Origin of the sequence: Citrobacter sp. RHBSTW-00859 (genome assembly GCF_013729795.1) — a bacterium.
GTDB lineage: Bacteria > Pseudomonadota > Gammaproteobacteria > Enterobacterales > Enterobacteriaceae > Citrobacter > Citrobacter braakii.
The window spans coordinates 189,829-215,743 of the sequence record NZ_CP056284.1; the positions used below are offsets into that span (position 1 = coordinate 189,829).

The window sequence follows — 25,915 nt, forward strand, 5'->3', positions numbered from 1 at the left end:
AGTTCAATCCATCAGTTGCTTACTTAATCTTGGGTCTGCCTGAATCAGGCGCATTAACTTCAATTCGGTATTGGAAGGCTTTACGCGTTTAGACTCCCATTCATGAACCGTCGCGACCGTCACGCCCATCACTCGGGCAAAATCATCTGTTTTTAAACCTGTCCCTCGTCGTAGCTGTTCAAATTCGGTGAAAGGGTTGGTTTTTTGCGTCAGAGTAACCGTCTGCGATACATCTTTAAAAACAATCTGCTCCAGACTGCTCAGCAGTTCAAACATAGGATCTTTGTATTCCATTGAGAACTCCTACAAATCACACAGCGGGATCGTGAATTTCATCGAAGCTCATTAAGAGTAGTCGGAAAAAATGAAGCCGGATTTTAGGTTTGCGTGATGGATTCGTTTCAGCGGATCGGGGTCGACAATCTTTTGCAGGCTAACGAACTGATAAAGGTCGTGATCTGCGAACGATCGATCCCGATTGTAAAGATGACTAAAATATGACGTTGTGTGGTAAATGGCGCATTGTTTAGCAAAACGGTGGGTGGCGGGAGCGGTTATTTTCCCCCACAAGATTACGCGGAAAGGGTATCTTGCGGGGCTGACCTGGACTATCCTTGTCAACGTCAGGCACGCGGGTGTCGTTGTGCGCATTTTTGGGTGAAAGGAGTATTAAAATGGCGACAGGTAAGTCCTGCTCTCGCTGGTTTGCGCCTGTTTTGGCGCTCTTAATGGTAGTTGGCCTGAGTGGGTGTTTTGATAAAGAAGGCGATCAACGCAAAGCGTTTATCGATTTTCTGCAGAATACTGCAATGCGTAGCGGAGAGCGTTTACCAACGCTGACCGCCGATCAGAAAAAACAGTTTGGCCCGTTTGTGTCCGATTACGCGATTCTGTATGGCTATTCGCAGCAGGTTAATCAGGCAATGGACTCCGGTCTGCGCCCGGTGGTTGATAGCGTAAATGCGATTCGTGTTCCTCAGGATTATGTGACTCAGCGTGAACCGCTGCGTCAGGCAAATGGTGCGTTGGGCGTATTAGGGCAACAGTTGCAGAATGCGAAACTGCAGGCAGATGCTGCGCATGGCGCGCTGAAGCAGGGCGAGGATCTGAAGCCGGTCTTTGACCAGGTCTACAATAAAGTCGTCACTGTACCTTCAGAGGCGCTACAGCCGCTGATCCCTGCCGCGCAAATCTTCACGCAGCAGTTAGTACAGGTCGGTGATTTTGTGGCACAGCAGGATACGCAGGTGAGCTTTGTCGCTAACGGTATCCAGTTCCCAACTTCACAGCAGGCAAGTCAGTACAACACGCTGATTGGCCCGTTGGCCTCTCAGCATCAGGCATTTAATCAGGCCTGGACTGCTGCGGTGAATGCCGCTCAGTAATGAAGGCGCTGTAATACATAAAAGGCCGGGTAAGCGTAAGCGCTACCCGGCCTTTTGTTTATGGCGCGACCTGCGGGTTCACGCAATTCTTCTCAACGCATCCTTGCAGCGCATCGATTAAGTTATCCACCGCACAGGCCGCCATGTTATAGCGCGTTTCATGCGTCGCTGAACCTATGTGCGGCACGGCTACCACGTTTGGCAGCGCCAATAACGGTGAGTCTGCTGGTAATGGCTCCTGCTCAAACACATCCAGGCCTGCGGCATGAATTTCCCCGCTTTGCAGGGCGGCAATCAGCGCTTTTTCATCGACCACTGGCCCACGCCCGGCGTTAATGAAAATGGCGGAGGACTTCATTTTGGCAAACTGTTCGGTACTAAACAGATGATGCGTTTCTGCGGTTAACGGCAGGATCAGGCAGACAAAATCGGACTCCTGCAACAGCGTATCGAGGTCGCAGTAACGCGCGTTGAAGCGTTCTTCCGCCTCCTGGTGATGACGGCGCGCGTTATAAAGAATCGGCATGCTAAAACCAAAATGCGCGCGTTGCGCCAGCGCCAGACCAATACGGCCCATGCCGACAATCCCCAGCGTTTTGTGGTGTACATCCGTACCAAACCAGTCCGGCCCGATACTTTTGGTCCATTCGCCAATTTTCACCCGTTCAGCAACTTCTACCACGCGGCGAGCGGTGCTTAACACCAGCGCCATTACCGTATCGGCGACAGTTTCCGTCAGCACGGTTGGCGTGTGCATCAACAGCACCTTGCGCGCGTTGAGGGCATCGACGTCGAAGTTGTCATAGCCTACGGAAATCGTGGATGTCGCACGTAGCCTGGGCATTCTCTCCAGTAGGGCGGTATTGACGGCTTCACTGGAACCCAGCAGACCTTCCGCGTTGGCAAAAGCCTCGGCGTACTGTGCGACCGTTTCCGGGCGCAGGTTAGGCACATGAGTCACAGTAAAATGCTCTTCCAGGCGATGCAGTAAATCGTCAGGTAACGCTTTATAGAGAATAATGGACGGCTTCATGCGAATCTCCGTAAGTTAAAATTTAAGCGTGGCGTGCGCCAATAGGTAATTGCTGATTATTAGCAGGCTTAACAATTAAAGTTAGCCATACTGAGACAAAAAGCGCTACCCCCATAAAAATGTACGAGGCGGATGGGCTGCCGGTTGCGCCATTGAGGTAGCCGACAAACCATGAACCAAAGAATGAGCCTAGCGCGCCCATGCTGTTAATCAGCGCCATTGCACCCCCGGCGACGTTGCGCGGCAGCATTTCCGGGATGATGGCGAAGAAGGGGCCATATGGGGCGTACATTGCCGCACCCGCAATAACTAACAGCGTGTAAGAAATCCAGAAGTGGTCTGCACCCACGGCCCAGGAGCCGATAAAAGCGAAAGCGGCTATCAATAACAGCGGCCAGACAAACAGTTTACGGTTTTGCAGCTTATCGGAGGCCCAGGAGACGAGGATCATCGCCGCCGTCGCCGCCAGATAAGGTACGGATGACAGCCAGCCAACCTCTACCATGCCCAGATTTGCGCCGCCGTTGCGGATAATCGACGGTAGCCACAGGACAAAACCATAGACGCCAATACTCCAGGCGAAATACTGCATGCACAGCAGGATGACGTTACGTGAGCGGAAGGCCTCGCTATAGTTACGCACGGCTTTGATGCCTTGCTGCTCTTTTTCCAGTTGCGCCTGAAGGGCGGCTTTTTCAGATTCTGACAGCCAGCCGACCTGAGACGGTTTGTCTTTTACCAATACCCACCAGCAGAACGCCCAGATGATGGCCGGGAAGCCCTCGATGATAAACATTTCCCGCCAGCCCAGCGCCTGGATCAGATAACCGGAAACCACAGACATCCACAGGACGGTAACCGGGTTACCGAGGATCAGGAAAGTGTTAGCGCGCGAGCGCTCGGATTTCGTAAACCAGTTGCTGATATAAATCAGCATTGCGGGCATCACCGCGGCTTCAACGACGCCAAGAATAAAGCGGATGGCGGCAAGCATTGGAATATTGCTGACCATACCGGTTAACGACGCGCATGCGCCCCAGAGGATCAGACAGACAAAAATCAGTTTTCGTACGCTGCGCCGTTCTGCGTAAATCGCGCCTGGGATCTGAAAGAAGAAATAGCCGAGGAAAAACAGAGCGCCCAGCAGGGAAGAGATCCCTTTGGTAATGCCGAGGTCCTCGTTGATACCGGCGGCGGAAGCGAAGCTGAAGTTCGCACGGTCAAGGTACGCCAGGCTATACGTGATAAACACGATTGGCATAATGTACCACCAGCGTTTTGCTGCATTAGTTGAGCTATTCATAGACTGCCCTCTGGTTATGCTGATACGCCGCCTCTGTATGTAGGGTACAGAGACAGAGTTGGCCGGGAGTTTATTCCCCTAATTGTTCACGTGTGGGTAATCCTTCGCTGTCGCCCTGAACCTGAATGGCCAGTGCGCCGATTTTATTGCCGCGGGTCACCGCCTGATGCAGCGAACGGCCTTCCAGCAGGGCGCTGATAACGCCCACGGCAAAGCCATCGCCTGCGCCGACCGTATCGACCACGTTGTCGACTTTTACCGGTGCAACGCAACCTTGTTCACCGCTGGCTGTTTTGTACCAGGCGCCATCAGCCCCGGTTTTGATGATCACGGCCTTCACTCCGTGACGCAGATAAAAGTCGGCGATGGCTTCAGGCGTCTGTTGGCCGGTTAAAATCATCCCCTCTTTTAATCCAGGTAAAACCCAGTCAGCCTGGAATGCCAGCCGGTTCAGTTTTTCCACCATTTCGGCTTCGCTTTTCCACAGCACCGGACGCAAATTTGGGTCGAACGAGATGGTCTTCCCTTGGGCTTTCAGCGTGCGGGCGGTGTGCGCCAGTAGTTCATAGGAGCTGGCAGAAAGCGCAGCCGCCACGCCGCTCAGGTGCAAGTGACGCGCGCTGGCGAAATAGTCCTCGTGATAATCCTCAACGCTGAGGTGGCTGGCGGCGGACCCTTTGCGGAAATACTCCACAATGGGATCGGTTCCATTTTCGACCTTAGATTTAAGCTGAAAGCCGGTAGCGTAACGCCCGTCCTGGGTAACTCCCTGCGCATCTATCCCTTCTTTTTCCAGCGACTTAACGATAAAACGACCAAAACTGTCGTTGCCTACGCGGCTCACCCAGCCGACCTTCAGGCCCAGACGAGCAAGACCGGTCGCCACGTTGAGTTCAGCGCCTGCAACGCGCTTGATAAACTGCTCTACATCCGTCAGCTCGCCGGTTTGCGTGGCGACAAACATCGCCATCGCTTCACCAATAGTGACCGCATCCAGTGAATTTTTCATGTGTTACTCCTTGCGTAACAGCTCGACGTAGTGGCGGGTAACCGCCGTCAAATCCTGCCCTTCCAGGGGGAACTCAATACCGCGTGGAACATCGTTGGGCAGCGTTTTTAACAGCGCCAGCCAGCGTGAATCTGCTTCATCAGGCGGTACGGCACGGTAGCTATTGCGATGCGTAACTGCGGCTTTGACATGGATATATCCGACGGTTGGCGCCAGGTTCTGCGCGGCCTGTTCCGGGGAGTCGCCAACCCACAGCCAGTTGCCCATATCGAAAGTCAGAGATATCGGCAGGTTTTGCGTCTGACAGGCTTCATTGAAACGTTGCATCGGCTGCAGGCGTCCGCAGGCGGTCTGATCGTTTTCCACAACCAGCTCCATACCGCTGTTGTCCAGCCATTCACGTAAATCGTCGAACTGTTCGGTATGGGAAAAATGACCGAGAGAGACTTTTAACCACAGTGCCTGTAGGGCCTGCGCTTCTTCGAGGAGCTGCGGAAGTCGGGGATTCAGGTTCCCATCCTCAAGGAATAACGGTTCAGGCGCTGAATAACAGGCCAGCAGGCCGAAGAGTTCGATTGCAGAGGCCATTGTGGACAGCGTTTTCAGCTCGGCGTCGGTTAATAACTCGCGGCGGATTTCGACGCCGTCAGCACCGGCTTCGGCAATGATGGGCAACATTGCCGTTTGCCCGCCTGCGGCCTGCACCTGGTCGTAGCCGTAGGCGGCGGTAACCACCATAATTTTTCTTTTCATGGAAACTCCAGACTAGCATTCTTGTTATAACGCTAGATGGAACCGGTTCCAAAGAAAAGCTCATGATGTCGAATTTATGATCACCATCACGAAGGAAATTTAACGGGCGGTTGAGCCGCGCACGATCAGCTCGCCGGAGAATACCTGTTCCTGAATGGCAGCAGAGCCGCCATCAATTCGGCGTACAACCTGCTCAACGGCGGTGTAGCCAATCTGCCATGTGGGTTGTTTCAACGTGGTGATACCGACGCCCGCCAGCTCCGCCCATTCCAGTTCGTCAAAACCGAGCAGGCCGATATCGCTGCCCCAGTTAAGGCCAATGCGCTTCAGGGCGCGGGCAACCTGCAGCGTGAGAGCGCCGTTGGCAGAGATAACGGCTTTGCGCATCCCCCGATGCTGCTGGTGAAACTGGCGCAGCGTGTCATCCAGTTGCGTATTGTTCGTTAGCGGGACTTCGGCATTTTGCGCGATAACGCCGGGGTACTGTGCGAGCGTGGCGCGAAAAGCGCTCAGGCGTTCGCGGCGGGTATTCACCATGCCCAGCGGTTCGCTGAGGAACAGGATGGCTTCAAAACCTTGCTCGACCAGATGTTCAGTGGCAACCGTTGCCGCCTGGGTGTTATCCAGCCCGACCATATCACAGGCAAAATCGGGAATTTTACGGTCAATCAGAACCATCGGCAGCGCAGACTGTTGCAGGCGGTTCAGCCCCTCTTCGCGCATTCCAACGGCGTTGACCACAATCCCTTCGACCTGGTAGCTGCGCAGCAGGTCGAGATAATGCAGCTCCTGATCCACTTCGTTGTTGGTGTTACACACCAGCGGGGTAAAGCCCTTATCGCGACAGGCGGCTTCAATACCGCTTAACACGTTGACGGAGTAGGGATTAGTAATATCGGCGATGATCAGACCAATCAGACGGGTACGACCGTGTTTCAGGCCTCTTGCCATCAGGCTGGGGCGGTAGTCGAGATCGGCAATGGCTTGTTCAATGCGGGCCAGTAGCGCGTCGGAAAGCAGGTGCTTTTCACCGTTGAGGTAGCGTGAAATGCTGGTCTTGCCGGTTTTTGCGGCTTTCGCCACATCGCTGATGGTTGCCCGTGCTGATTTGCTCATCGCTGATTTCCCTAAATTTGGTGACAACACCTTAACGCGAAAATCAACGATGGCAAGTGCTTCATGCCGGATAAGACGCTGCCATTATCCGGCACAAAACGTTACTGGAGCGGGCTTAAGGTGATCTCTACGCGGCGGTTTTGCGCTTTACCTTCCGCCGTGCTGTTACTGGCGATCGGGTTTGCCGGGCCCATACCCTGAGTGCGGATACGGTTAGCGGCGACGCCTTGAGTGATTAAGGCGCTGGCCACGGAGTCCGCGCGCTGCTGCGACAGGCGCATATTTAGATCCTGACTGCCGGTGCTGTCGGTGAAGCCGAGCACGTTGACGGCGGTTTTATTGTACTCTTTCAGTACCATTGCCACTCCGGTCAGGGTGTTGGCACCCGCAGGTTTCAGATTGCTGCTGTTGCTGTCGAAGGTGACGTTATTTGGCATATTCAGGATGATGTTATCCCCACTGCGCGTCACGCTGACGCCCGTTCCTTGCATTTTGTCGCGCAGTTTTGCTTCCTGCACGTCCATGTAATAGCCGACACCGCCGCCAACGGCCGCGCCAGCCGCCGCACCAATCAGCGCGCCTTTGCCGCGATCTTTCTTCGAAGAAGAGAGTGCGCCAATACCCGCGCCGACCAGAGAGCCAATACCCGCGCCAATGCCGGATTTACCCGCTTCGCGTTCGCCGGTGTAAGGGTTTGTTGTGCAGCCAGAAACCGCCAGGGCGCCGCTCACGATGGCAGCAATAACAAAAACACGTTTCTTCATCTTAATTCCTTAATGACTTTTTCTTCTTTGCCACAGCGACCGTGGCGGTTGATTATGACGTGTGAACATGAAGAAAATTCCAGGGAAGACTCTGAAATTTGTAAGTAACATTGAACGGCATAATAAATAAGCCGTCACATCGCATTCAGGAGCGCCATCTTGGCTAATTCACCCGCACATTACTCGGTGTTAACCGCCGCCCACTGGGGACCTATTCTCGTCGAAACCGATGGCGAGACGGTTTTCTCCTCTCGCGGCGCGCTGCCCACCGCCCATCCCAACTCTTTGCAAACCGTGGTGCGCGACCAGGTACACAGTAAAACGCGGGTACGTTTTCCCATGGTGCGTAAAGGCTTTCTCGCCTCGCCGGAGAATCCGCAGGGGGTGCGCGGGCAGGATGAATTTGTTCGTGTCAGTTGGGACGACGCGCTGAATCTTATCCATACGCAGCATAAACGCATCCGTGACAGCTACGGCCCGGCTTCGATTTTTGCCGGTTCCTACGGCTGGCGTTCCAACGGCGTGTTACACAAAGCAGCGACCCTGCTACAGCGTTATATGGCGCTGGCGGGTGGTTATACCGGGCATCTGGGGGATTACTCGACGGGTGCTGCGCAGGCCATCATGCCGTACGTGGTGGGCGGTAACGAAGTTTACCAGCAGCAGACCAGTTGGCCGGTGGTGCTGGAGAACAGCGAAGTGGTGGTGTTATGGAGCGCCAATCCGCTGAATACCCTGAAAATTGCCTGGAACGCCTCCGACGAGCAGGGCCTCGCTTACTTTGAGGCACTGCGTGGCAGCGGGAAGCGGTTGATCTGTATCGATCCGATGCGATCGGAAAGCGTCGATTTCTTTGGCGAGAAGATGGAATGGATCGCTCCACATATGGGAACCGACGTGGCGCTGATGCTGGGTATCGCGCATACGCTGGTGGAAAACGGCTGGCACGACGCGGACTTTCTCGCTCGGTGTACGACCGGATATGACCGTTTTGCCGACTATCTGCTGGGCAAATCTGACGATGTTGCAAAAACGGCAGAATGGGCCGCTGAAATTTGTGGTGTTCCGGCGGCGAAAATACGTGAGCTTGCGGCGATATTTCACCAAAACACCACCATGCTGATGGCGGGATGGGGTATGCAACGCCAGCAGTATGGTGAGCAGAAACACTGGATGATTGTCACGCTGGCCGCCATGCTCGGGCAAATCGGGACGCCTGGCGGCGGCTTTGGGCTGTCGTACCATTTTGCCAACGGCGGCAACCCAACGCGCCGTGCTGCGGTGCTGGCTTCAATGCAGGGCAGCGTTAAAAACGGTACCGACGCGGTAGATAAAATCCCGGTGGCGCGAATTGTTGAAGCGCTGGAGAACCCCGGTGGTTTTTATCAGCACAACGGGATGGACCGCCATTTCCCGGACATCCGTATGCTGTGGTGGGCGGGCGGCGCCAACTTCACCCATCATCAGGACACCAACCGTCTGATTCGCGCCTGGCAAAAACCGGAGCTGGTGGTTATCTCGGAGTGTTTCTGGACAGCCGCAGCGAAGCATGCCGATATCGTGCTGCCGGCGACGACGTCTTTTGAGCGTAATGATTTGACCATGACCGGCGATTACAGCAACCAGCATCTGGTGCCGATGAAGCAGGTTGTACCGCCGCAGGGTGAAGCGCGAAATGATTTTGATGTCTTTGCCGAGCTGAGTGAACGCTGGGAGAAGGGCGGGTATGAGCGATTTACCGAAGGCAAAAGCGAGCTGGAATGGCTGGAGACTTTTTACAACATTGCCGGGCAGCGTGGGGCTAGCCAGCAGGTGACGTTGCCGCCATTCACCGAGTTTTGGCAGCGGAATGCGCTGATCGAAATGCCAGAAAACGCCGCCAGCGCGGAGTTTATCCGTTTCGCGGATTTTCGCCGCAACCCACAGGCGCATCCGCTGAAAACGGACAGCGGTAAAATTGAAATCTACTCCGCGAGGATTGCCGGTTACGGTTACGCGGACTGTGCGGGGCATCCGATGTGGCTGGAGCCGGATGAGTGGTTCGGTAACGCCGAGCCGGGCCAGTTACAGCTGCTTTCCGCCCATCCGGCGCACCGTTTGCACAGTCAGCTAAATTACAGCGTGTTGCGCGAACAGTATGCGGTAGCGGATCGTGAGCCCGTCACGATTCATCCGCAGGATGCCAAAGCGCGCGGTATTGCGGATGGCGACACGGTCAGGGTGTGGAACCAGCGTGGGCACGTTCTGGCGGGAGCGGTCGTGACGACGGGAATTAAACCCGGTGTCATCTGTATTCATGAGGGCGCCTGGCCTGATTTGGATCTCGCCGCCAACGGTATTTGTAAAAATGGCGCCGTCAACGTGCTGACCAAAGATCTCCCCAGCTCGAAGCTGGGGAATGGCTGTGCGGGCAACACTGCGCTGGCGTGGCTCGAAAAATACAGCGGACCAACGTTGGCGCTTACGGCGTTTGATCCGCCTGCCAGCCCATAATCCACGTGGGATGGTGAGTCTCTTCCTGCCATGCGCCATCTTCAATGCGAAAACCCAGCGCATGGTAGAAGTTCACCGCTGATTGATTCTTCTGGTAGACCTCGAGGCTGAGTAACGAAAAGCGCTGCTGCACATGCTGCACCAGCGCTTTGCCGATCCCGCTTCTGATGGCGGCAGGCGCGACGAACAGCGCGCCGAGAAAGCGGTCGTCAATGACGCTGGCAAAGCCTTTGAGCACCCCTTCTTCTTCCCATACCCAGGTTTGTGCGGCTGGCAGGTAAACATCCCGCACGATGGATTCACTTTCGCGCCAGTAGCGTTCTTCGATAAACGGATGGGCATGGATCGTGCTTTCCATCCACAGCGCCAGAATCGACGGTAGATCGTCAGCCTTTGATTCACGAATCATGTTGTTCTCCCGGGTAACAGATACAGCTGGTGACATGGTCATTGACCAGGCCGCATGCCTGCATAAAGGAGTAACAGATGGTGGTGCCGACAAACTTAAATCCGCGTTTTTTTAACGCTTTAGACAGAGCATCTGACGCCGGTGTAGAGGTGGGGATATCGCTCAGGTTGGCGGCGCGGGTCAGTTGCGGTTGGTTATCAACAAACGACCAGACGAACTCGCTAAACGATTCTCCGTTTTGCGCCATGGTCAGAAAGGCGCGAGCGTTGCCGATAATGGCCTGAATTTTTCCTCGATGGCGAATAATGCCGGCATCCAGTACCAGTCTTTCCACATCTTCTTCGGTCATGGCCGCCACTTTTTCCGGGTCAAAATGGTGGAAGGCGTGGCGATAATTTTCCCGTTTCTTTAGCACGGTGATCCACGATAAACCGGCCTGTTGGCCTTCCAGACAGATCATTTCGAACAGCTTGTTGCCATCTGTTTCGGGGACGCCCCATTCCTTGTCGTGGTAGGCAATGTAAAGTGGGTCCTGGCTGACCCATCCGCAACGCTGCATATTCTTCCTCGCTGTTTTTACTGGCGTAAAAATTTCATTCGGCCCGCCTTGACGCGCCAGCTAAAAAGACAATATTTAATACAGGGCCTGATGGGCCCGATATCCTTCACACAATGACAATAATATCGCCGAATTCGGCTCTTTTCTGGAGTCGCGTTGATGATTATAAGAAACAGTAGTGGTCGCCAAAGGTTAACTCTGGCGAGCGTCGTAGTTTGTGCGCTGTTCATCAATACAGCATATGGCTGGCAACAAGAATATATCGTTGATGCGATGTCAGGGCATACGGCTGAACGTTATACATGGGACAGCGATCACCAACCACGTTATAACGACATTCTGGAAGAACGTATTCGCTCCACTCAAAACGTGGCGGGTCCCGTGGTGAATCTGGCGGATGAAACGCCTATGGATGCGACCAGCGGCATGAGTATGGGCTGGAACTTTCCGCTTTCAAGGCAGGTGATGACCGGTCCGGTGGCCGCGCTGCATTATGACGGTTCGACCACGTCTACTTACAACGAATTTGGCGATAGCGTGACGTCGGTAACGCAGAACGATCCGCTGTGGCATGCCAGCGTCAGCACGTTAGGCTGGCGAGTCAATTCTCAGTTCGGTGATGTGCGACCGTGGGCGCAAATCAGCTATAACCAGCAGTTTGGCGAGAATATCTGGAAAGCGCAGTCGGGCCTCAGTCGCATGACGGCGGCGGGTCAAGACGGTAACTGGCTGGATGTTACCGTTGGCGCAGATATGCTGTTGAACAGGCACATGGCGGCTTACGCGGCGCTTTCGCAGGCGGAAAATAGCGCCAATAACAGCGACTATATGTACACCATGGGAGTGAGTGCCAAATTTTAACGCAAACAATCATCATATAAACATCTCTGTTACATATTGAGATCAACAATCACACGCCCCTCAGCGATAGCGTGTACTAACTCTTACGATAAAATTCAGTAACCCGACTTTTTGTCTCGTCATTCATTCCGCATTCCAGGCATTTCATTCCGTCCTGGTGGCATTTCATGCCGTTTTCTCCTGGCCATAAAAGCGCTTCGGTATGGTTGTTGGCAGAGAATTTCCCATTTTGCTTATGCAGGAAGACTGCCATGAAAACTTCTGATTATCAGCGCACTCGCTGGCTAACACTGATCGGCACGATTATTACCCAATTTGCTTTAGGTTCTGTTTATACCTGGAGCCTGTTTAATGGCGCGCTCTCTTCTAAGCTCGATGCGCCGGTAAGTCAGGTGGCATTTTCTTTTGGCTTGCTGAGCCTCGGGCTGGCGATTTCCTCTTCCGTTGCCGGCAAGCTGCAGGAACGTTTTGGCGTGAAACGCGTCACCATGGCCTCCGGTATTTTACTCGGCGTCGGTTTCTTCTTAACCGCCCATTCCAACAGCCTGATTATGCTGTGGCTGAGCGCTGGTGTGCTGGTTGGTCTGGCGGATGGCGCAGGTTACCTGTTAACGCTTTCCAACTGCGTAAAATGGTTCCCTGAGCGTAAAGGGCTGATTTCCGCCTTTGCCATCGGTTCTTATGGCCTTGGCAGCCTCGGTTTTAAATTTATCGACAGCCAACTGCTGAGCACCGTGGGCTTGGAAAAAACCTTCATGATTTGGGGCGCGATCGTACTGGTGATGATCGTCTTTGGCTCCACGCTGATGAAAGATGCGCCGAATCAGGAAGTGAAAGCGAAGAATGGCGTGGTTGAGAACGACTACACCCTGGCGCAATCCATGCGCAAACCGCAGTACTGGATGCTGGCAGTCATGTTCCTGACAGCGTGTATGAGCGGTCTGTACGTCATTGGCGTGGCGAAAGATATCGCACAAAGCCTGGCGCATATGGATGTGGCGACGGCGGCGAATGCGGTTACCGTCATTTCTATCGCGAACCTGTCGGGTCGTCTGGTGCTGGGGATTCTGTCCGATAAAATCTCCCGTATTCGCGTGATCACCATTGGTCAGGTCGTTTCTCTGGTCGGTATGGCTGCACTGTTGTTCGCACCGCTGAATGACGTAACCTTCTTTATGGCAATTGCCTGTGTCGCATTTAACTTTGGCGGCACCATCACCGTATTCCCGTCACTGGTCAGCGAGTTCTTCGGTCTGAATAACCTGGCTAAAAACTACGGTGTTATTTACCTGGGCTTCGGTATCGGTAGCATTTGCGGTTCCATTATCGCCTCGCTGTTTGGCGGGTTCTATGTGACCTTCTGCGTCATCTTTGCGCTGTTAATCATTTCGCTGGCGCTTTCTACCACTATTCGTCAGCCACAACGTAGTGTCTATACCGAGGCGCACGCCTAAATCTATTAGTAGTATGATTAATACCTGGCGCATATATTTACAAAAATTTATGCGCCATTTTCATTCTCTATAAGCACTTTTGCTCCCTCCTGTGGTCTACTTACCCGCGCCCGTAGACATTTCACCTCTGCTGTTGTCGCATTTTTCCTCTGTCAGGTCTGATTGATCGCTGCTCAGGGTTTTTTATCCCGATTTCCAGGGTTTGTTTGCATGAGATACATTAAGTCGATGACGCAGCAGAAACTCAGTTTCTTGCTGGCAATCTATATCGGTTTGTTTATGAACTGTGCTGTATTTTTCCGTCGTTTTAGCGGATATGCGCACGATTTTACCGTCTGGAAAGGACTTTCCGCGGTTGTTGAATTGGCCGGCACTGTGCTGGTGACCTTCTTTTTACTACGCCTTCTCTCTTTGTTTGGCCGCCGCGCCTGGCGTGTCCTGGCAACCTGTTTGGTGCTGTGTTCTGCCGGCGCCAGTTATTATATGACCTTCCTGAACGTGGTAATTGGTTACGGTATTATCGCCTCCGTAATGACCACGGATATTGATTTATCGAAAGAAGTCGTCGGCTGGCATTTCATCGTGTGGCTGGTTTCGGTCAGTATTATTCCCTTGGTGCTGATTTGGAGTAACCGCTGCCGCTACACGTTGATGAGACAAATTCGTACACCGGGCATGAGGTGGCGTAGCGTAGCGGTAGTTTTACTTGCCGGCCTGATGGTGTGGGCGCCGATTCGCCTGCTGAGCATGCAACAGAGAAGCGTAGAGCGAGAAACAGGTATCGATTTACCCAGCTATGGCGGGGTTGTGGCGAACTCTTACTTGCCGTCAAACTGGCTCTCTGCGCTGGGTTTGTACGCCTGGGCACAGGTGGATGAATCCTCAGACAACAAATCGCTGATGAACCCGGCGAAGAAATTTACCTATGTTGAGCCCAAGAACCTCGACGACACCTATGTGGTCTTTATTATCGGCGAAACGACCCGCTGGGACCATATGGGGATTTTTGGCTATGAGCGAAATACCACTCCAAGGCTCGCCCAGGAGAAAAACCTGGCCGCGTTCCGTGGATATTCCTGTGACACGGCGACCAAGCTTTCGCTGCGCTGTATGTTTGTGCGTGAAGGTGGAGCGGAAGAAAACCCGCAGCGTACCCTGAAAGAACAAAACGTCTTTTCCGTGCTCGGTCAGTTAGGGTTCAAGACAGACCTCTACGCGATGCAAAGCGAGATGTGGTTCTACAGCAATACCATGGCGGAGAACATCGCTTACCGAGAGCAGATTGGCGCAGAGCCGCGTAACCGTGGCAAGAACGTTGACGATATGCTGTTGATTACCGAAATGCAGCAGTCTCTGCAACCGAATGACGATGATGGCAAACGTCTGATTATTCTGCATACCAAAGGTTCGCATTTTAACTACACGCAGCGCTACACCCGCGAATATGCGCAGTGGAAGCCGGAGTGTGTCAATGTGGATAGCGGTTGCTCGAAAGCCGAGATGATTAACTCTTTTGATAACTCGGTAACCTATGTTGATCACTTTATTACCAAAGTGTTTGATCAACTGCGGGATAAGAAAGCGATAGTGTTCTACGCCGCCGATCACGGCGAGTCGATTAACGAGCGTGAGCACCTGCACGGTACGCCGCGTAAAATGGCTCCGCCAGAGCAGTTCCGCGTTCCTATGCTGGTGTGGATGTCAGATAAATATCTGGAAGACCCAGACCATGCGAAGGCGTTTGCACACCTGAAGCAAGAAGCTGATATGAAGGTGCCGCGTCGTCATGTGGAACTGTACGACACTATCTTGGGTTGCCTCGGTTATACCTCGCCAAAGGGCGGTATTAACGAGAATAACAACTGGTGCCGTATCCCGGACGCGAAGAAGGTTACGGCTCAGTAATTGGGCTGCTGACTTTCTCGCCGATCAAATGGCATTTTGATACTAAGGGATTGACGGGGGCGCGGCTGAGCAGTAAGATGCGCCCCGCATTCGGTGATTGGCGCAGCCTGGTAGCGCACTTCGTTCGGGACGAAGGGGTCGGAGGTTCGAATCCTCTATCACCGACCAAATTCAAAACCCTGCTCAACGAGCAGGGTTTTTTGCATTTGAAACCCACGAGGATGAGAACCTCCGGGGGTAAGAGGTTCGACTCGAGCGCAGCGAGAGAACGTTGCGTTAGCAACGGCCCGTAGGGCGAGCCACGTCAGTGGCGAGTAATCCTCTCTCTCCGACCAAAATTGACCTTCCTTTTATCTGCAAAAATTGTGCACCACTTCCCACTGACTGTTAACGATTCTGTGACATATTCCATTGCCTTTTTTTATATTTGCTTGAAACTTTTTTTGCGCTACTTATGGCTGAACCTGGCATTTTCCGCTGTGCGCTTTAGCGTTCATGGCATTAATCGCTCAGATATGCAGCATTAATTTAGAAAGTTTTAATAATTTGCATAAATGTTAATCACCAAATGTTGCGAAATATGAAGATGTTTATTCTGGCATAGTGCGCGTAGCACAAATTTCCCTGCTGAAAATGTCCTTCTGCACTTTTTTTAATCTTTGTTTGCGAATTCTCACCGTTGGTGTAAATCACGGTTACCTGTATTGACGTTTTCACATTCTGTTGACAGATTGTAGGGCATGAGGGGCATTTCATGGAGAATCCGCACTGCAACTCAGTCGCTTATGTGAACGGAATCCCTATCCTCTTAACGCCGACCCGGCCGGGTAAAAAACAAAAAAGGCCAGGCGGTGCAAACCCACTGCAAAGGGTAAAACAACAAACATCACATTTGGAGCAGAAGAATGAGTATTTCCTTGAAGAAGTCAGGGATGCTGAAGCTTGGTCTGAGCCTGGTGGCTATGACCTGCGCCGCAAGCGTACAGGCTAAAACTCTGGTTTATTGTTCAGAAGGATCTCCTGAAGGCTTTAACCCACAGCTTTTCACCTCTGGCACGACCTATGATGCCAGCTCCGTGCCGATCTATAACCGCCTGGTCGAGTTCAAAACCGGTACAACTGAAGTGATCCCGGGCCTTGCTGAGAAGTGGGAAATCAGCGAAGACGGTAAAACCTATACCTTCCACCTGCGCCAGGGCGTGAAGTGGCAGGACAACAAAGATTTCAAACCGACGCGCGATTTAAACGCCGATGACGTGGTGTTCTCTTTCGATCGTCAGAAAAATGCCCAGAACCCGTACCACAAAGTCTCTGGCGGTAGCTATGAATACTTCGAAGGGATGGGTCTGCCAGATCTGATCTCCGAAGTGAAAAAAGTGGACGATAAAACCGTTCAGTTCGTGCTGACTCGCCCGGAGGCGCCTTTCCTGGCTGACCTGGCGATGGACTTCGCTTCTATTCTTTCCAAAGAATATGCAGACAACATGCTGAAAGCCGGTTCCCCGGAGAAAGTGGATCTGAACCCAATTGGGACCGGTCCGTTCCAGCTGCAGCAGTACCAGAAAGACTCCCGTATTCTGTATAAAGCATTCGAAGGTTACTGGGGTACCAAGCCACAGATTGACCGTCTGGTCTTCTCCATTACGCCTGACGCTTCCGTGCGTTACGCCAAACTGCAGAAGAACGAGTGCCAGGTGATGCCGTACCCGAACCCGGCAGATATCGCGCGTATGAAGCAGGATAAAAATATTAACCTGATGGAGCAGGCCGGTCTGAACGTTGGCTACCTCTCTTTCAACACCGAGAAGAAACCGTTTGATGACGTGAAAGTCCGTCAGGCGCTGACCTACGCGGTGAACAAAGAAGCCATCATTAAAGCGGTATATCAGGGCGCTGGCGTTGCCGCGAAAAACCTGATCCCACCGACCATGTGGGGCTATAACGACGACGTTAAAGACTACACCTACGATCCTGAAAAGGCTAAAGCGCTGCTGAAGGAAGCGGGTCAGGATAAAGGCTTTACCGTTGAGCTGTGGGCCATGCCGGTACAGCGTCCTTACAACCCGAACGCCCGCCGTATGGCGGAAATGGTTCAGGCTGACTGGGCGAAAATTGGCGTTCAGGCCAAGATTGTGACCTACGAGTGGGGCGAATATCTGAAACGCGCCAAAGCGGGTGAGCATCAGGCGGTGATGATGGGTTGGACCGGTGACAACGGGGATCCGGACAACTTCTTCGCCACCCTGTTCAGCTGTGCGGCAGCGAAAGACGGTTCCAACTACTCTCGCTGGTGCTACAAGCCGTTTGAAGATCTGATCCAGCCGGCGCGTGCGACCGACGATCACAACAAACGTATTGAACTGTACAAGCAAGCTCAGGTTGTTATGCACGATCAGGCCCCGGCTCTGATTGTTGCTCACTCCACCGTGTATGAACCAGTGCGTAAAGAAGTGAAAGGCTATGTGGTTGATCCATTAGGCAAACATCACTTCGAAAACGTCTCTGTCGAATAATTAAAAGCAAGCCAGGCAGCGCTACGGACCGTTAAGTCGGGTCACCGTAGCGCCACCTGACAGTAATGCTTTATCTCCCTCTCGCTGGAGGGGGAGATAAGATTTGTGAGCAATACAGATTCACGGTTCCAGGCCGTGCGTCATTAGAGAGAATCCGGGTTATGTTGCAGTTCATTCTCCGACGTTTGGGACTCGTCATCCCCACGTTTATCGGTATCACTCTTCTCACCTTTGCTTTCGTTCATATGATCCCCGGCGATCCGGTAATGATCATGGCGGGTGAGCGTGGAATTTCCCCTGAGCGTCATGCTCAACTGTTGGCTGAACTCGGTCTGGATAAACCGATGTGGCAGCAGTACCTCCATTACATCTGGGGGGTTATGCATGGTGATTTAGGTATCTCGCTGAAAAGCCGATTACCGGTGTGGGAAGAGTTCGTTCCTCGCTTTAAAGCAACGCTGGAACTTGGCGTCTGCGCGATGATTTTCGCCGTTGCGGTGGGTATTCCGGTGGGTGTACTTGCTGCCGTTAAGCGCGGCTCCATTTTCGATCACACTGCCGTTGGCCTGGCGCTGACGGGTTACTCCATGCCGATTTTCTGGTGGGGCATGATGCTGATCATGCTGGTTTCCGTGCAGTGGAACCTGACGCCGGTTTCCGGTCGGGTGAGCGACATGGTGTTCCTTGATGATTCCAATCCCCTGACCGGTTTTATGCTGATTGACACCGCCATTTGGGGTGAAGAGGGCAACTTTATCGATGCGCTGGCGCATATGATCCTGCCGGCAATGGTGCTTGGCACCATTCCTCTGGCGGTAATTGTGCGTATGACTCGTTCATCGATGCTGGAAGTACTGGGTGAAGATTACATTCGTACCGCACGCGCCAAAGGCCTGACCCGTATGCGCGTCATCATCATTCACGCTCTGCGTAACGCGATGCTGCCCGTTGTGACCGTTATCGGCCTGCAGGTCGGTACGTTATTGGCTGGGGCGATCCTGACCGAGACTATTTTCTCGTGGCCGGGACTGGGACGCTGGTTGATCGATGCGCTACAACGCCGTGATTATCCAGTGGTACAGGGCGGGGTACTGCTGGTCGCGACGATGATTATCCTCGTCAACCTGCTGGTAGACCTGCTGTACGGCGTGGTGAACCCGCGTATTCGGCATAGGAAGTAAGGGGCCATCATGTCACAGGTTACTGAAAATAAAGTTATTGCTGCACCGGTGCCCATGACCCCGCTGCAGGAGTTCTGGCACTATTTTAAACGCAACAAAGGTGCGGTTGTTGGGTTGGTGTACGTTGTAGTGATGATCCTGATTGCGGTCTTTGCCAACGTCCTCGCGCCGTACAACCCGGCAGAGCAGTTCCGCGATACGCTGCTGGCTCCTCCTGCGTGGCAGGAAGGTGGTACCATGGCGCATCTGTTTGGTACTGATGATGTGGGCCGCGATGTGCTGTCCCGCCTGATGTACGGTGCGCGTTTGTCTCTGTTGGTCGGCTGTCTGGTGGTGGTGCTCTCCCTGCTGATGGGCGTGATTCTCGGGCTGATTGCCGGTTACTTTGGCGGGATTGTCGATAACGTCATCATGCGTGTGGTCGATATCATGCTGGCACTGCCGAGCCTGCTACTGGCGCTGGTGCTGGTGGCGGTATTTGGGCCCTCGATTGGCAATGCCGCGCTGGCGCTGACGTTCGTGGCATTGCCGCACTATGTGCGTCTGACGCGCGCCGCCGTCCTGGTGGAGGTTAACCGCGACTACGTTACCGCATCCCGCGTGGCCGGAGCCGGTGCGATGCGCCAGATGTTCGTCAATATTCTTCCTAACTGTCTTGCGCCGCTGATTGTTCAGGCGTCGCTTGGCTTCTCTAACGCCATTCTCGATATGGCTGCCCTCGGCTTCCTGGGGATGGGCGCACAGCCGCCTACGCCGGAATGGGGCACCATGCTCTCTGACGTGTTGCAATTTGCCCAAAGCGCCTGGTGGGTCGTGACCTTCCCGGGGCTGGCAATCCTGCTGACGGTGCTGGCATTTAACCTGATGGGTGACGGTCTGCGTGACGCGCTCGATCCCAAACTGAAGCAGTAAGAGGTTCGAGATGGCGTTATTAAATGTAGATAAATTATCGGTGCACTTCGGCGATGTGGGGTCCGAATTCCGTGCCGTAGACCGCATTAGTTACAGCGTGAACCAGGGTGAAGTGGTTGGCATTGTAGGGGAGTCCGGCTCTGGTAAGTCCGTCAGCTCGCTGGCGATCATGGGATTGATTGACTACCCAGGCCGCGTTATGGCCGAAAATCTGGAGTTTAATGGTCGTGACCTGAAGCGCATCTCTGAGAAAGAGCGTCGCCAGTTAGTGGGCGCGGAAGTGGCGATGATCTTCCAGGACCCGATGACCAGCCTTAACCCGTGCTACACCGTCGGCTACCAAATTATGGAAGCCATTAAGGTGCACCAGGGCGGCAACAAAAAAACGCGTATTCAGCGGGCGATTGACCTGTTGACGCTGGTGGGGATCCCCGATCCGGCCTCGCGTCTGGATGTCTATCCGCACCAGTTGTCTGGTGGGATGAGCCAGCGCGTGATGATCGCGATGGCGATTGCCTGTCGTCCAAAGCTGTTGATTGCCGACGAACCGACAACGGCGCTGGATGTGACCATTCAGGCGCAGATCATCGAGCTACTGCTGGAATTGCAGCAAAAAGAGAACATGGCGCTGGTCTTAATCACGCACGACCTGGCGCTGGTGGCCGAAGCGGCGCACAAGATCATTGTGATGTACGCCGGGCAGGTAGTGGAAACCGGGGCCGCGCAGGATATTTTCCGCGCGCCGCGTCATCCGTATACCCAGGCGTTGCTGCGCGCGTTGCCGGAGTTCGCTCAGGATAAAGCGCGTCTGGCTTCGTTGCCGGGCGTGGTGCCAGGTAAATATGACCGCCCGACCGGTTGTTTACTGAACCCGCGCTGCCCCTATGCGACTGACAAATGCCGCGCTGAAGAACCTGAACTGAACCTGCTGGAAGGCGGTCGTCAGTCGAAATGCCACTACCCACTTGATGATGCCGGGAGGCCTGGGCTATGAGTACGCAAAAGGCCGCTTTGCCACAGCCGCTGTTGCAGGCAATTGACCTGAAAAAACACTACCCGGTGAAGAAGGGGATGTTCGCCCCGGAACGCCTGGTGAAAGCGCTGGACGGCGTCTCCTTTACGCTGGAACGCGGCAAAACGCTGGCGGTGGTAGGCGAGTCGGGCTGTGGGAAATCCACCCTTGGTCGCCTGCTGACGATGATTGAAGTCCCGACCGGCGGTGAGCTGTATTATCAGGGGCAGGATCTGCTTAAGCACGACCCGCAGGCGCAGAAGCTGCGCCGGCAGAAAATCCAGATTGTGTTCCAGAACCCTTACGGTTCCCTGAACCCGCGCAAGAAAGTAGGGCAGATTCTGGAAGAGCCGCTGCTGATCAACTCCACGCTAAGTAAAGAGGAGCGTCGTGAAAAAGCGCTGGCGATGATGGCGAAAGTGGGGCTGAAAACCGAGCACTACGACCGCTATCCGCACATGTTCTCCGGCGGTCAGCGTCAGCGTATTGCCATCGCTCGCGGGCTGATGCTTGATCCAGACGTGGTGATCGCCGACGAACCGGTCTCGGCGCTGGACGTTTCTGTTCGTGCGCAGGTGCTGAACCTGATGATGGACTTGCAGCAGGAACTGGGGCTGTCATACGTCTTTATCTCGCATGACCTGTCGGTGGTAGAGCACATTGCCGATGAGGTGATGGTGATGTATTTAGGCCGTTGCGTGGAAAAAGGAACGAAGGATCAGATCTTCAATAATCCGCGTCATCCGTATACGCAGGCGCTGCTCTCTGCGACGCCGCGCCTGAATCCGGACGATCGCCGCGAGCGTATCAAGCTGACCGGTGAGCTGCCAAGCCCGCTGAATCCACCGCCGGGCTGTGCGTTCAATGCCCGCTGCCGTCGGCGTTTTGGTCCGTGTACCCAGCTTCAGCCGCAACTGAAGGATTACGGTGGACAACTCGTGGCCTGTTTCGCTGTTGACCAGGATGAAAATCCACAGCAATAAACGTGGGTTATGACCTGATAACCGGAGCCTTGTGCTACGGTTTTTTTATATTTTGTTTTTACGTCCACAATGTGAGTCCTCTGGCAGAACATTATTCCACAGCGTCTAAAATGTAGTCAGATTTCCTCTCGTCACAGAAATATCTATTTCGCAGTTGCTAACTGTCAGGAGCAAATGTGGTCACGATACGCTGGGATATTAAAACAATTGATCGTCTGTCGATGGTTGAGGATGTCCTGAAGGAATTTTCCTGCTGCGATATCAATATCATCTCCATGAAAGTCACGCCTGGACGGATCCTGATTAAATCCTGGTGCCGGCAGTTACAGGATATTTCCTGCGTGCAATCCTGTTTAGGCCGGCGCGCCGATATTATTAACGTCGCTTACCTGTGTGAAGAGATAAGCGAACTGTCGACGCCTGAGCCGGAACGCCCGCGCTATTTCTCTGACATTATTTGTAGCAGCCAGAGCATGCACTCGCTTATCGAAAAGGCGATAAAAATTGCCGACAGCAAATATACCGTTTTGATCCGCGGCGATACGGGTACTGGCAAAGAACTGCTGGCCCGGGCTATCCATAATTCCGGGCAGCGACGTTTTTATCCGTTTATTCCGGTCAACTGCTCTGCGCTACCTGAGTCGTTGATGGAGAGTGAATTCTTTGGCTATGAGAAAGGAGCTTTTAGCGGTGCAGATTGTAAAGGCAAAAAAGGGCTGTTTGAAATGGCCGATAAAGGCACCCTTTTTCTCGATGAATTTGGTGAAATGTCGCTGAGCTTACAGGCTAAATTACTGCGCGTACTTCAGGATGGCGGGATCCGTCGCGTTGGCGGGGCGCAAATTATTCCGGTCAATGTGCGCATTATTGTGGCAACCAACGCCAATCTGGAAGAGATGGTGGAACAACGTCTGCTGCGCGCCGATCTCTATTACCGCATCAATGTACTTTCACTGACCATTCCGCCCCTGCGGGAGCGCCCGCAGGATATCAGCCTATTGATTCGCCACTTTGTGCAGAAATACGCGAAGGAATTCCAGCGACGGATCATTCTGGATAAAGCCTGCTTTGATGCCCTGCATCATCACACCTGGCCGGGAAACGTTCGCGAACTGGAAAATACCATCATTCGCCTGATGCTGATGGCGGAATCCGACGTCATTACGCGGGAAGAATTAGGGATGGTGAATTTGCCTGCTGTTGAGCTGACGCCGACAGAACGTCCTTTTAAAGAACAGGTTTTGTGTGCTGAACGCCAGCTTATTGAACAGATGGTGGAAGAGAATGTGTCGTCGCGGCATATCGCTAAAGCGCTGGGGGTGTCACATACCACGGTACTGAATAAAATTCGCAGCTATCAACTGGAGAGTGTGAGTTAAGCGCCGTCAGTGACTGACGGCACTGTAAACGGATTAGTCAATCAGCTTCAATAATGGCGACAGGCACAGCAGGATCCCGTACAACAGGATTAGCCAGGTTTTCAGCCCGCGTAGTTTTTCCAGTTGCGTTACTTTATAGATCAGGAAAAACGGAATAATACACGACACAATCCCGTAAAGTGGGCTACCCAACTGGAAGAACACCAGTACCGATACACGAAATGACACCCAGATCACCAGGGTGATAACAATAAAGGTGCAAATACCCAGCGTAAGCACCAGGGGATTAATTTTCGCCACATCAATAACGCGGCTCAGAACATTAAGAATAATACCCTTAATCGCCTCGTGGAACCCCAGATAAATACCAAAGAATGCGGTTAATACGGCGAAGATATTTAGCACCGTTGAGGTGATATGAATAATTTTCCCAGGAATGACTTGCGCTGCCAGCGCCAGTGCAGAAATATTTTGTTCGAAGGCTGAAACGGCCTCTTCATGACTAATAGAAAAGGTAAAAGAGAATGAGAAAAACAGAATGACCGCAATCAGCGTAATGTAACTGATGCGATGTGTGCGTATTGCCATGCGGGTGGCCAGAACCCGGTCCGCTACCCGCTTGCGGTAGGCGATGTTCATTGGGTTCAACACCTGAATAAACACCGCCGAGAAGAAGCAGAACGGGATGGTCAGCAGCACGTCGCGAAAGAAGACCGATGCTTCAGGGAATGCGCTGATATTAGTGAAGTTCCAGTGCGGAACCATCGCAAAACCAAACACGATGATGATCCCCACTTTGACTACCACCATCGGGCCGGAGATTTTAAACAGCAGCTTTTCTCCCCCGGAAGCAATGGCCACCAGCACGGCAAAAATGGCCACTTTATAGATTATCGATTGTGAAAGATCGGCATCGGTTAAGCCGAAGGTTTTGATATATGAGGCACTGTCAAAAACCACGGATAAGGAATAGATAAATATGCCGTGAATAATCATCAAAAAATAGATGACGCCAAGAAATACACCCCAGTTTTTTCCCTGGTAATGACTGATAATATCGGTATAGTCATTACAAGTTTCACTTTCTGATAATGTTTTTAAATAAATATCCTGCACAATATAGGTTGCTGGATAGGCAATAATAAAGGCGACGATAAATACCCAAATGCCTGTTAAGCCTATTTGTACCGGCATCAGTACCGTTCCGGCACCAATTGCCATACCGATACACAGTAATACCCAGCCAAAGTCATATTTCGTAAACGGTATTTTCTTTGAGAATGGTACGGTGGTTGCTGTATTGTTGCTTAGTTGTAATGTGTCGTCCTGCATAGAACCCCCTGCCCAAAATACGCGCTCTCCCCGAAACAGGATTGCGCGTATTACCAGACTGTTGTGCCTTGATTCTCAACAACCTGAACCGATCGGCGTCGGTTCAGGTCATAATGGTCAGAATGTTGCCTTTCTGATGGCGTGTTCAAGGTCGTTAATAATATCTTCTGGATCTTCAAGACCCACAGAAAGACGGATAAGCCCGTCGGTAATACCTGCTTTAAGCCGTTCCTCTGGCGCAACGGGCGAATGTGTCATAGACGCTGGGTGCTGAATGAGGGTTTCGGTATCACCGAGACTGACCGCGAGGAGGCACAATTCTACAGAATTGATCATCCGTCTGCCAGCCTCGAGGCCGCCAGCGATTTCGAAGCTGATAATTCCTCCTGGCAGGCTCATCTGTCGCTGGCCCAGCTCATACTGCGGGTGTGAAGACAAGCCAGGATAATAAACGCGGGTAATGGATGGATGCCCCTCGAGGAAGCGGGCGATTTTCAATGCGTTTTCACAGTGGCGTTCCATACGTATACCCAGTGTTTTAACGCCGCGTAGCGTCAACCACGCGTTGAAAGGACTCATGCAGCCGCCGGTGATATCTTTCAGACCAACAAACCGCGCCTGGTCAATAAACTCCTGCTTACCAACAATGATCCCGCCAATCACGTCTCCGTGACCGTTGATATATTTAGTGACGCTGTGCACCACAATATCCGCGCCTAGCTGTAAAGGCTGCTGGCAGTACGGTGACATAAAGGTGTTATCCACCACCAGCAATGCGCCTTGTTGATGGGCGATACCGGCTACCGTTTCAATGTCGACCAGCGACAGCGTCGGGTTAGCGGGTGTTTCGATATACACTACTTTGGTTTCCGGGCGCATGGCGGCGCGGATTTCTTCAGGCTTTGCCGCATCGACGAAGCTGACGTTAATCCCAAACTTCGGCATGCTGTGCGACAAAAACGCGTGGGTGCAGCCGTAAATCGCGCTGGCGGAAACGATATGGTCGCCCTGCTGGCACAACGTCAGCAGCGTGGTGGTGATGGCAGAAATACCGGATGCGGTTGCCAGCCCGGCTTCACCTCTTTCCAGTACCGCCAGCTTTTTCTCCAGCGCATCGGTGGTGGGGTTACACAAACGGGTGTAAATGTACCCGGACTCCTCGAGCGCAAAGCGGGCGGCACCTTGTTCGGCGCTGTCAAAAACAAACGTTGAAGTCTGGAAAATAGGCGTACTGAGCGCGCCAGTAGAAGGGTCGGGTTGTTGCCCCGCGTGAACGATCTGGGTGTTGAATCCGTAAGTACGACAGTCAGACATGATATCTCCTTTGATTCGGAACAAAACAGCTCACAGTCAAATAGCAATCGCTGTGCCAGAAAATGAAATTATAGATATCAATGAGATATGTCTTTTTCTGTATTGAAGAGCGGCAGGAATGTTGCCAACTGGCAAGAATCTTTCCAGCGTAATGGTGAGAAAACAGGTGAAATGCGAGGCGCTACGCAGAGCCGTGTATTGCGCAGTGATATGGCAAGTGGGCTACCGTAGAATCAGCGGCAAGC

At 53.0% G+C, this 25,915-nt stretch carries 23 protein-coding genes, 1 tRNA gene and 1 other RNA gene; 14 read left to right on the top strand and 11 right to left on the bottom strand.

Translation table 11 applies throughout. The annotated features are described in order from the left end of the window. Nucleotides 1-3 precede the first annotated feature (3 nt). On the bottom strand, nucleotides 4-294 hold the full coding sequence (locus tag HV302_RS00935; RefSeq protein WP_016157726.1) for an HTH-type transcriptional regulator: 291 nt from the start codon (nucleotides 292-294) through the stop codon (nucleotides 4-6). Between the two features lie 380 nt (nucleotides 295-674). Between HV302_RS00935 and HV302_RS00940 the strand changes: the two genes are divergently transcribed. Continuing rightward, nucleotides 675-1,385 carry a DUF3053 domain-containing protein gene (locus tag HV302_RS00940; RefSeq protein ID WP_016154915.1) on the top strand — a complete coding sequence of 237 codons (711 nt, stop codon included), beginning with the start codon at nucleotides 675-677 and terminating at the stop codon, nucleotides 1,383-1,385. Nucleotides 1,386-1,443: 58 nt separating this feature from the next. On the opposite strand, the gene ghrB is transcribed toward HV302_RS00940, so the two are convergent. The 6 genes from ghrB to HV302_RS00970 all read right to left on the bottom strand — a co-directional run bounded on the left by ghrB (nucleotide 1,444) and on the right by HV302_RS00970 (nucleotide 7,363). After that, the gene (gene ghrB, locus HV302_RS00945; protein ID WP_181626807.1) at nucleotides 1,444-2,418 is read right to left on the bottom strand and encodes a glyoxylate/hydroxypyruvate reductase GhrB; all 975 of its coding nucleotides are present in this window, start codon (nucleotides 2,416-2,418) and stop codon (nucleotides 1,444-1,446) included. A 22-nt stretch (nucleotides 2,419-2,440) separates the two neighbouring features. Further along, nucleotides 2,441-3,721 carry an MFS transporter gene (locus HV302_RS00950; protein WP_003827389.1) on the bottom strand — a complete coding sequence of 427 codons (1,281 nt, stop codon included), beginning with the start codon at nucleotides 3,719-3,721 and terminating at the stop codon, nucleotides 2,441-2,443. A gap of 70 nt (nucleotides 3,722-3,791) precedes the next feature. Further along, nucleotides 3,792-4,730 carry a sugar kinase gene (locus HV302_RS00955; protein ID WP_046275780.1) on the bottom strand — a complete coding sequence of 313 codons (939 nt, stop codon included), beginning with the start codon at nucleotides 4,728-4,730 and terminating at the stop codon, nucleotides 3,792-3,794. Between the two features lie 3 nt (nucleotides 4,731-4,733). After that, entirely contained in the window at nucleotides 4,734-5,483 is a 750-nt protein-coding gene (locus HV302_RS00960) for a sugar phosphate isomerase/epimerase family protein (RefSeq protein WP_181626808.1), read from the bottom strand. 99 nt (nucleotides 5,484-5,582) lie between these two features. After that, nucleotides 5,583-6,599: a LacI family DNA-binding transcriptional regulator gene (locus HV302_RS00965; RefSeq protein ID WP_181626809.1), complete on the bottom strand. Its 1,017-nt coding sequence runs from the start codon at nucleotides 6,597-6,599 to the stop codon at nucleotides 5,583-5,585. A gap of 101 nt (nucleotides 6,600-6,700) precedes the next feature. Beyond that, a complete protein-coding gene (locus tag HV302_RS00970) occupies nucleotides 6,701-7,363 on the bottom strand; it encodes an OmpA family lipoprotein (RefSeq protein WP_016157720.1) in 663 nt (220 codons plus the stop codon). Between the two features lie 159 nt (nucleotides 7,364-7,522). Here HV302_RS00970 and HV302_RS00975 point away from each other — a divergent pair, with 159 nt between their 5' ends. Beyond that, nucleotides 7,523-9,856 carry a molybdopterin guanine dinucleotide-containing S/N-oxide reductase gene (locus tag HV302_RS00975; protein ID WP_181626810.1) on the top strand — a complete coding sequence of 778 codons (2,334 nt, stop codon included), beginning with the start codon at nucleotides 7,523-7,525 and terminating at the stop codon, nucleotides 9,854-9,856. Here HV302_RS00975 and HV302_RS00980 read toward each other — a convergent pair. Beyond that, the gene (locus HV302_RS00980; protein ID WP_016157718.1) at nucleotides 9,825-10,265 is read right to left on the bottom strand and encodes an N-acetyltransferase; all 441 of its coding nucleotides are present in this window, start codon (nucleotides 10,263-10,265) and stop codon (nucleotides 9,825-9,827) included. The two genes, HV302_RS00975 and HV302_RS00980, sit on opposite strands and share 32 nt — an antisense overlap. Then, nucleotides 10,255-10,824: a DNA-3-methyladenine glycosylase I gene (gene tag, locus HV302_RS00985; RefSeq protein WP_047358205.1), complete on the bottom strand. Its 570-nt coding sequence runs from the start codon at nucleotides 10,822-10,824 to the stop codon at nucleotides 10,255-10,257. The genes HV302_RS00980 and tag overlap by 11 nt, the downstream gene beginning before the upstream one ends. A 159-nt stretch (nucleotides 10,825-10,983) precedes the next feature. Here tag and HV302_RS00990 point away from each other — a divergent pair, with 159 nt between their 5' ends. The 12 genes from HV302_RS00990 to HV302_RS01045 all read left to right on the top strand — a co-directional run bounded on the left by HV302_RS00990 (nucleotide 10,984) and on the right by HV302_RS01045 (nucleotide 23,024). After that, nucleotides 10,984-11,685 (top strand): autotransporter outer membrane beta-barrel domain-containing protein, encoded by a 702-nt coding sequence (locus HV302_RS00990; protein WP_016157717.1) that lies wholly within the window; start codon nucleotides 10,984-10,986, stop codon nucleotides 11,683-11,685. Nucleotides 11,686-11,936: 251 nt separating this feature from the next. Then, entirely contained in the window at nucleotides 11,937-13,139 is a 1,203-nt protein-coding gene (locus HV302_RS00995) for an L-lactate MFS transporter (RefSeq protein ID WP_016154906.1), read from the top strand. Between the two features lie 210 nt (nucleotides 13,140-13,349). Further along, nucleotides 13,350-15,044 (top strand): kdo(2)-lipid A phosphoethanolamine 7''-transferase, encoded by a 1,695-nt coding sequence (eptB, locus tag HV302_RS01000; protein ID WP_181626811.1) that lies wholly within the window; start codon nucleotides 13,350-13,352, stop codon nucleotides 15,042-15,044. 91 nt (nucleotides 15,045-15,135) lie between these two features. Then, nucleotides 15,136-15,212: transfer RNA gene (locus HV302_RS01005), tRNA-Pro, on the top strand. Nucleotides 15,213-15,245: 33 nt separating this feature from the next. After that, a non-coding RNA gene (locus HV302_RS01010) (RtT sRNA) lies at nucleotides 15,246-15,379 on the top strand. Nucleotides 15,380-15,798: 419 nt separating this feature from the next. Continuing rightward, complete coding sequence (locus HV302_RS01015; RefSeq protein WP_137398959.1) at nucleotides 15,799-16,035, top strand: hypothetical protein; 237 nt, start codon at nucleotides 15,799-15,801, stop codon at nucleotides 16,033-16,035. Further along, the gene (gene dppA / locus HV302_RS01020) at nucleotides 15,950-17,557 is read left to right on the top strand and encodes a dipeptide ABC transporter periplasmic-binding protein DppA (protein WP_016154904.1); all 1,608 of its coding nucleotides are present in this window, start codon (nucleotides 15,950-15,952) and stop codon (nucleotides 17,555-17,557) included. Before HV302_RS01015 ends, dppA begins: the two co-directional genes overlap by 86 nt. Before the next feature lie 161 nt (nucleotides 17,558-17,718). Next, a complete protein-coding gene (gene dppB, locus HV302_RS01025; protein ID WP_016154903.1) occupies nucleotides 17,719-18,738 on the top strand; it encodes a dipeptide ABC transporter permease DppB in 1,020 nt (339 codons plus the stop codon). Nucleotides 18,739-18,747: 9 nt separating this feature from the next. Further along, on the top strand, nucleotides 18,748-19,650 hold the full coding sequence (gene dppC, locus HV302_RS01030) for a dipeptide ABC transporter permease DppC (RefSeq protein WP_016154902.1): 903 nt from the start codon (nucleotides 18,748-18,750) through the stop codon (nucleotides 19,648-19,650). A gap of 10 nt (nucleotides 19,651-19,660) precedes the next feature. Further along, entirely contained in the window at nucleotides 19,661-20,644 is a 984-nt protein-coding gene (gene dppD / locus HV302_RS01035) for a dipeptide ABC transporter ATP-binding protein (RefSeq protein WP_019078085.1), read from the top strand. Beyond that, nucleotides 20,641-21,645 (top strand): dipeptide ABC transporter ATP-binding subunit DppF, encoded by a 1,005-nt coding sequence (gene dppF, locus HV302_RS01040; protein ID WP_003827418.1) that lies wholly within the window; start codon nucleotides 20,641-20,643, stop codon nucleotides 21,643-21,645. Before dppD ends, dppF begins: the two co-directional genes overlap by 4 nt. 176 nt (nucleotides 21,646-21,821) lie before the next feature. Further along, the gene (locus tag HV302_RS01045; RefSeq protein ID WP_016154900.1) at nucleotides 21,822-23,024 is read left to right on the top strand and encodes a sigma-54 interaction domain-containing protein; all 1,203 of its coding nucleotides are present in this window, start codon (nucleotides 21,822-21,824) and stop codon (nucleotides 23,022-23,024) included. Between the two features lie 33 nt (nucleotides 23,025-23,057). On the opposite strand, the gene HV302_RS01050 is transcribed toward HV302_RS01045, so the two are convergent. After that, nucleotides 23,058-24,356 carry an amino acid permease gene (locus HV302_RS01050; protein WP_181626812.1) on the bottom strand — a complete coding sequence of 433 codons (1,299 nt, stop codon included), beginning with the start codon at nucleotides 24,354-24,356 and terminating at the stop codon, nucleotides 23,058-23,060. A 117-nt stretch (nucleotides 24,357-24,473) separates the two neighbouring features. Beyond that, nucleotides 24,474-25,670: a methionine gamma-lyase gene (megL, locus tag HV302_RS01055; RefSeq protein ID WP_181626813.1), complete on the bottom strand. Its 1,197-nt coding sequence runs from the start codon at nucleotides 25,668-25,670 to the stop codon at nucleotides 24,474-24,476. Between the last annotated feature and the right edge of the window lie 245 nt (nucleotides 25,671-25,915).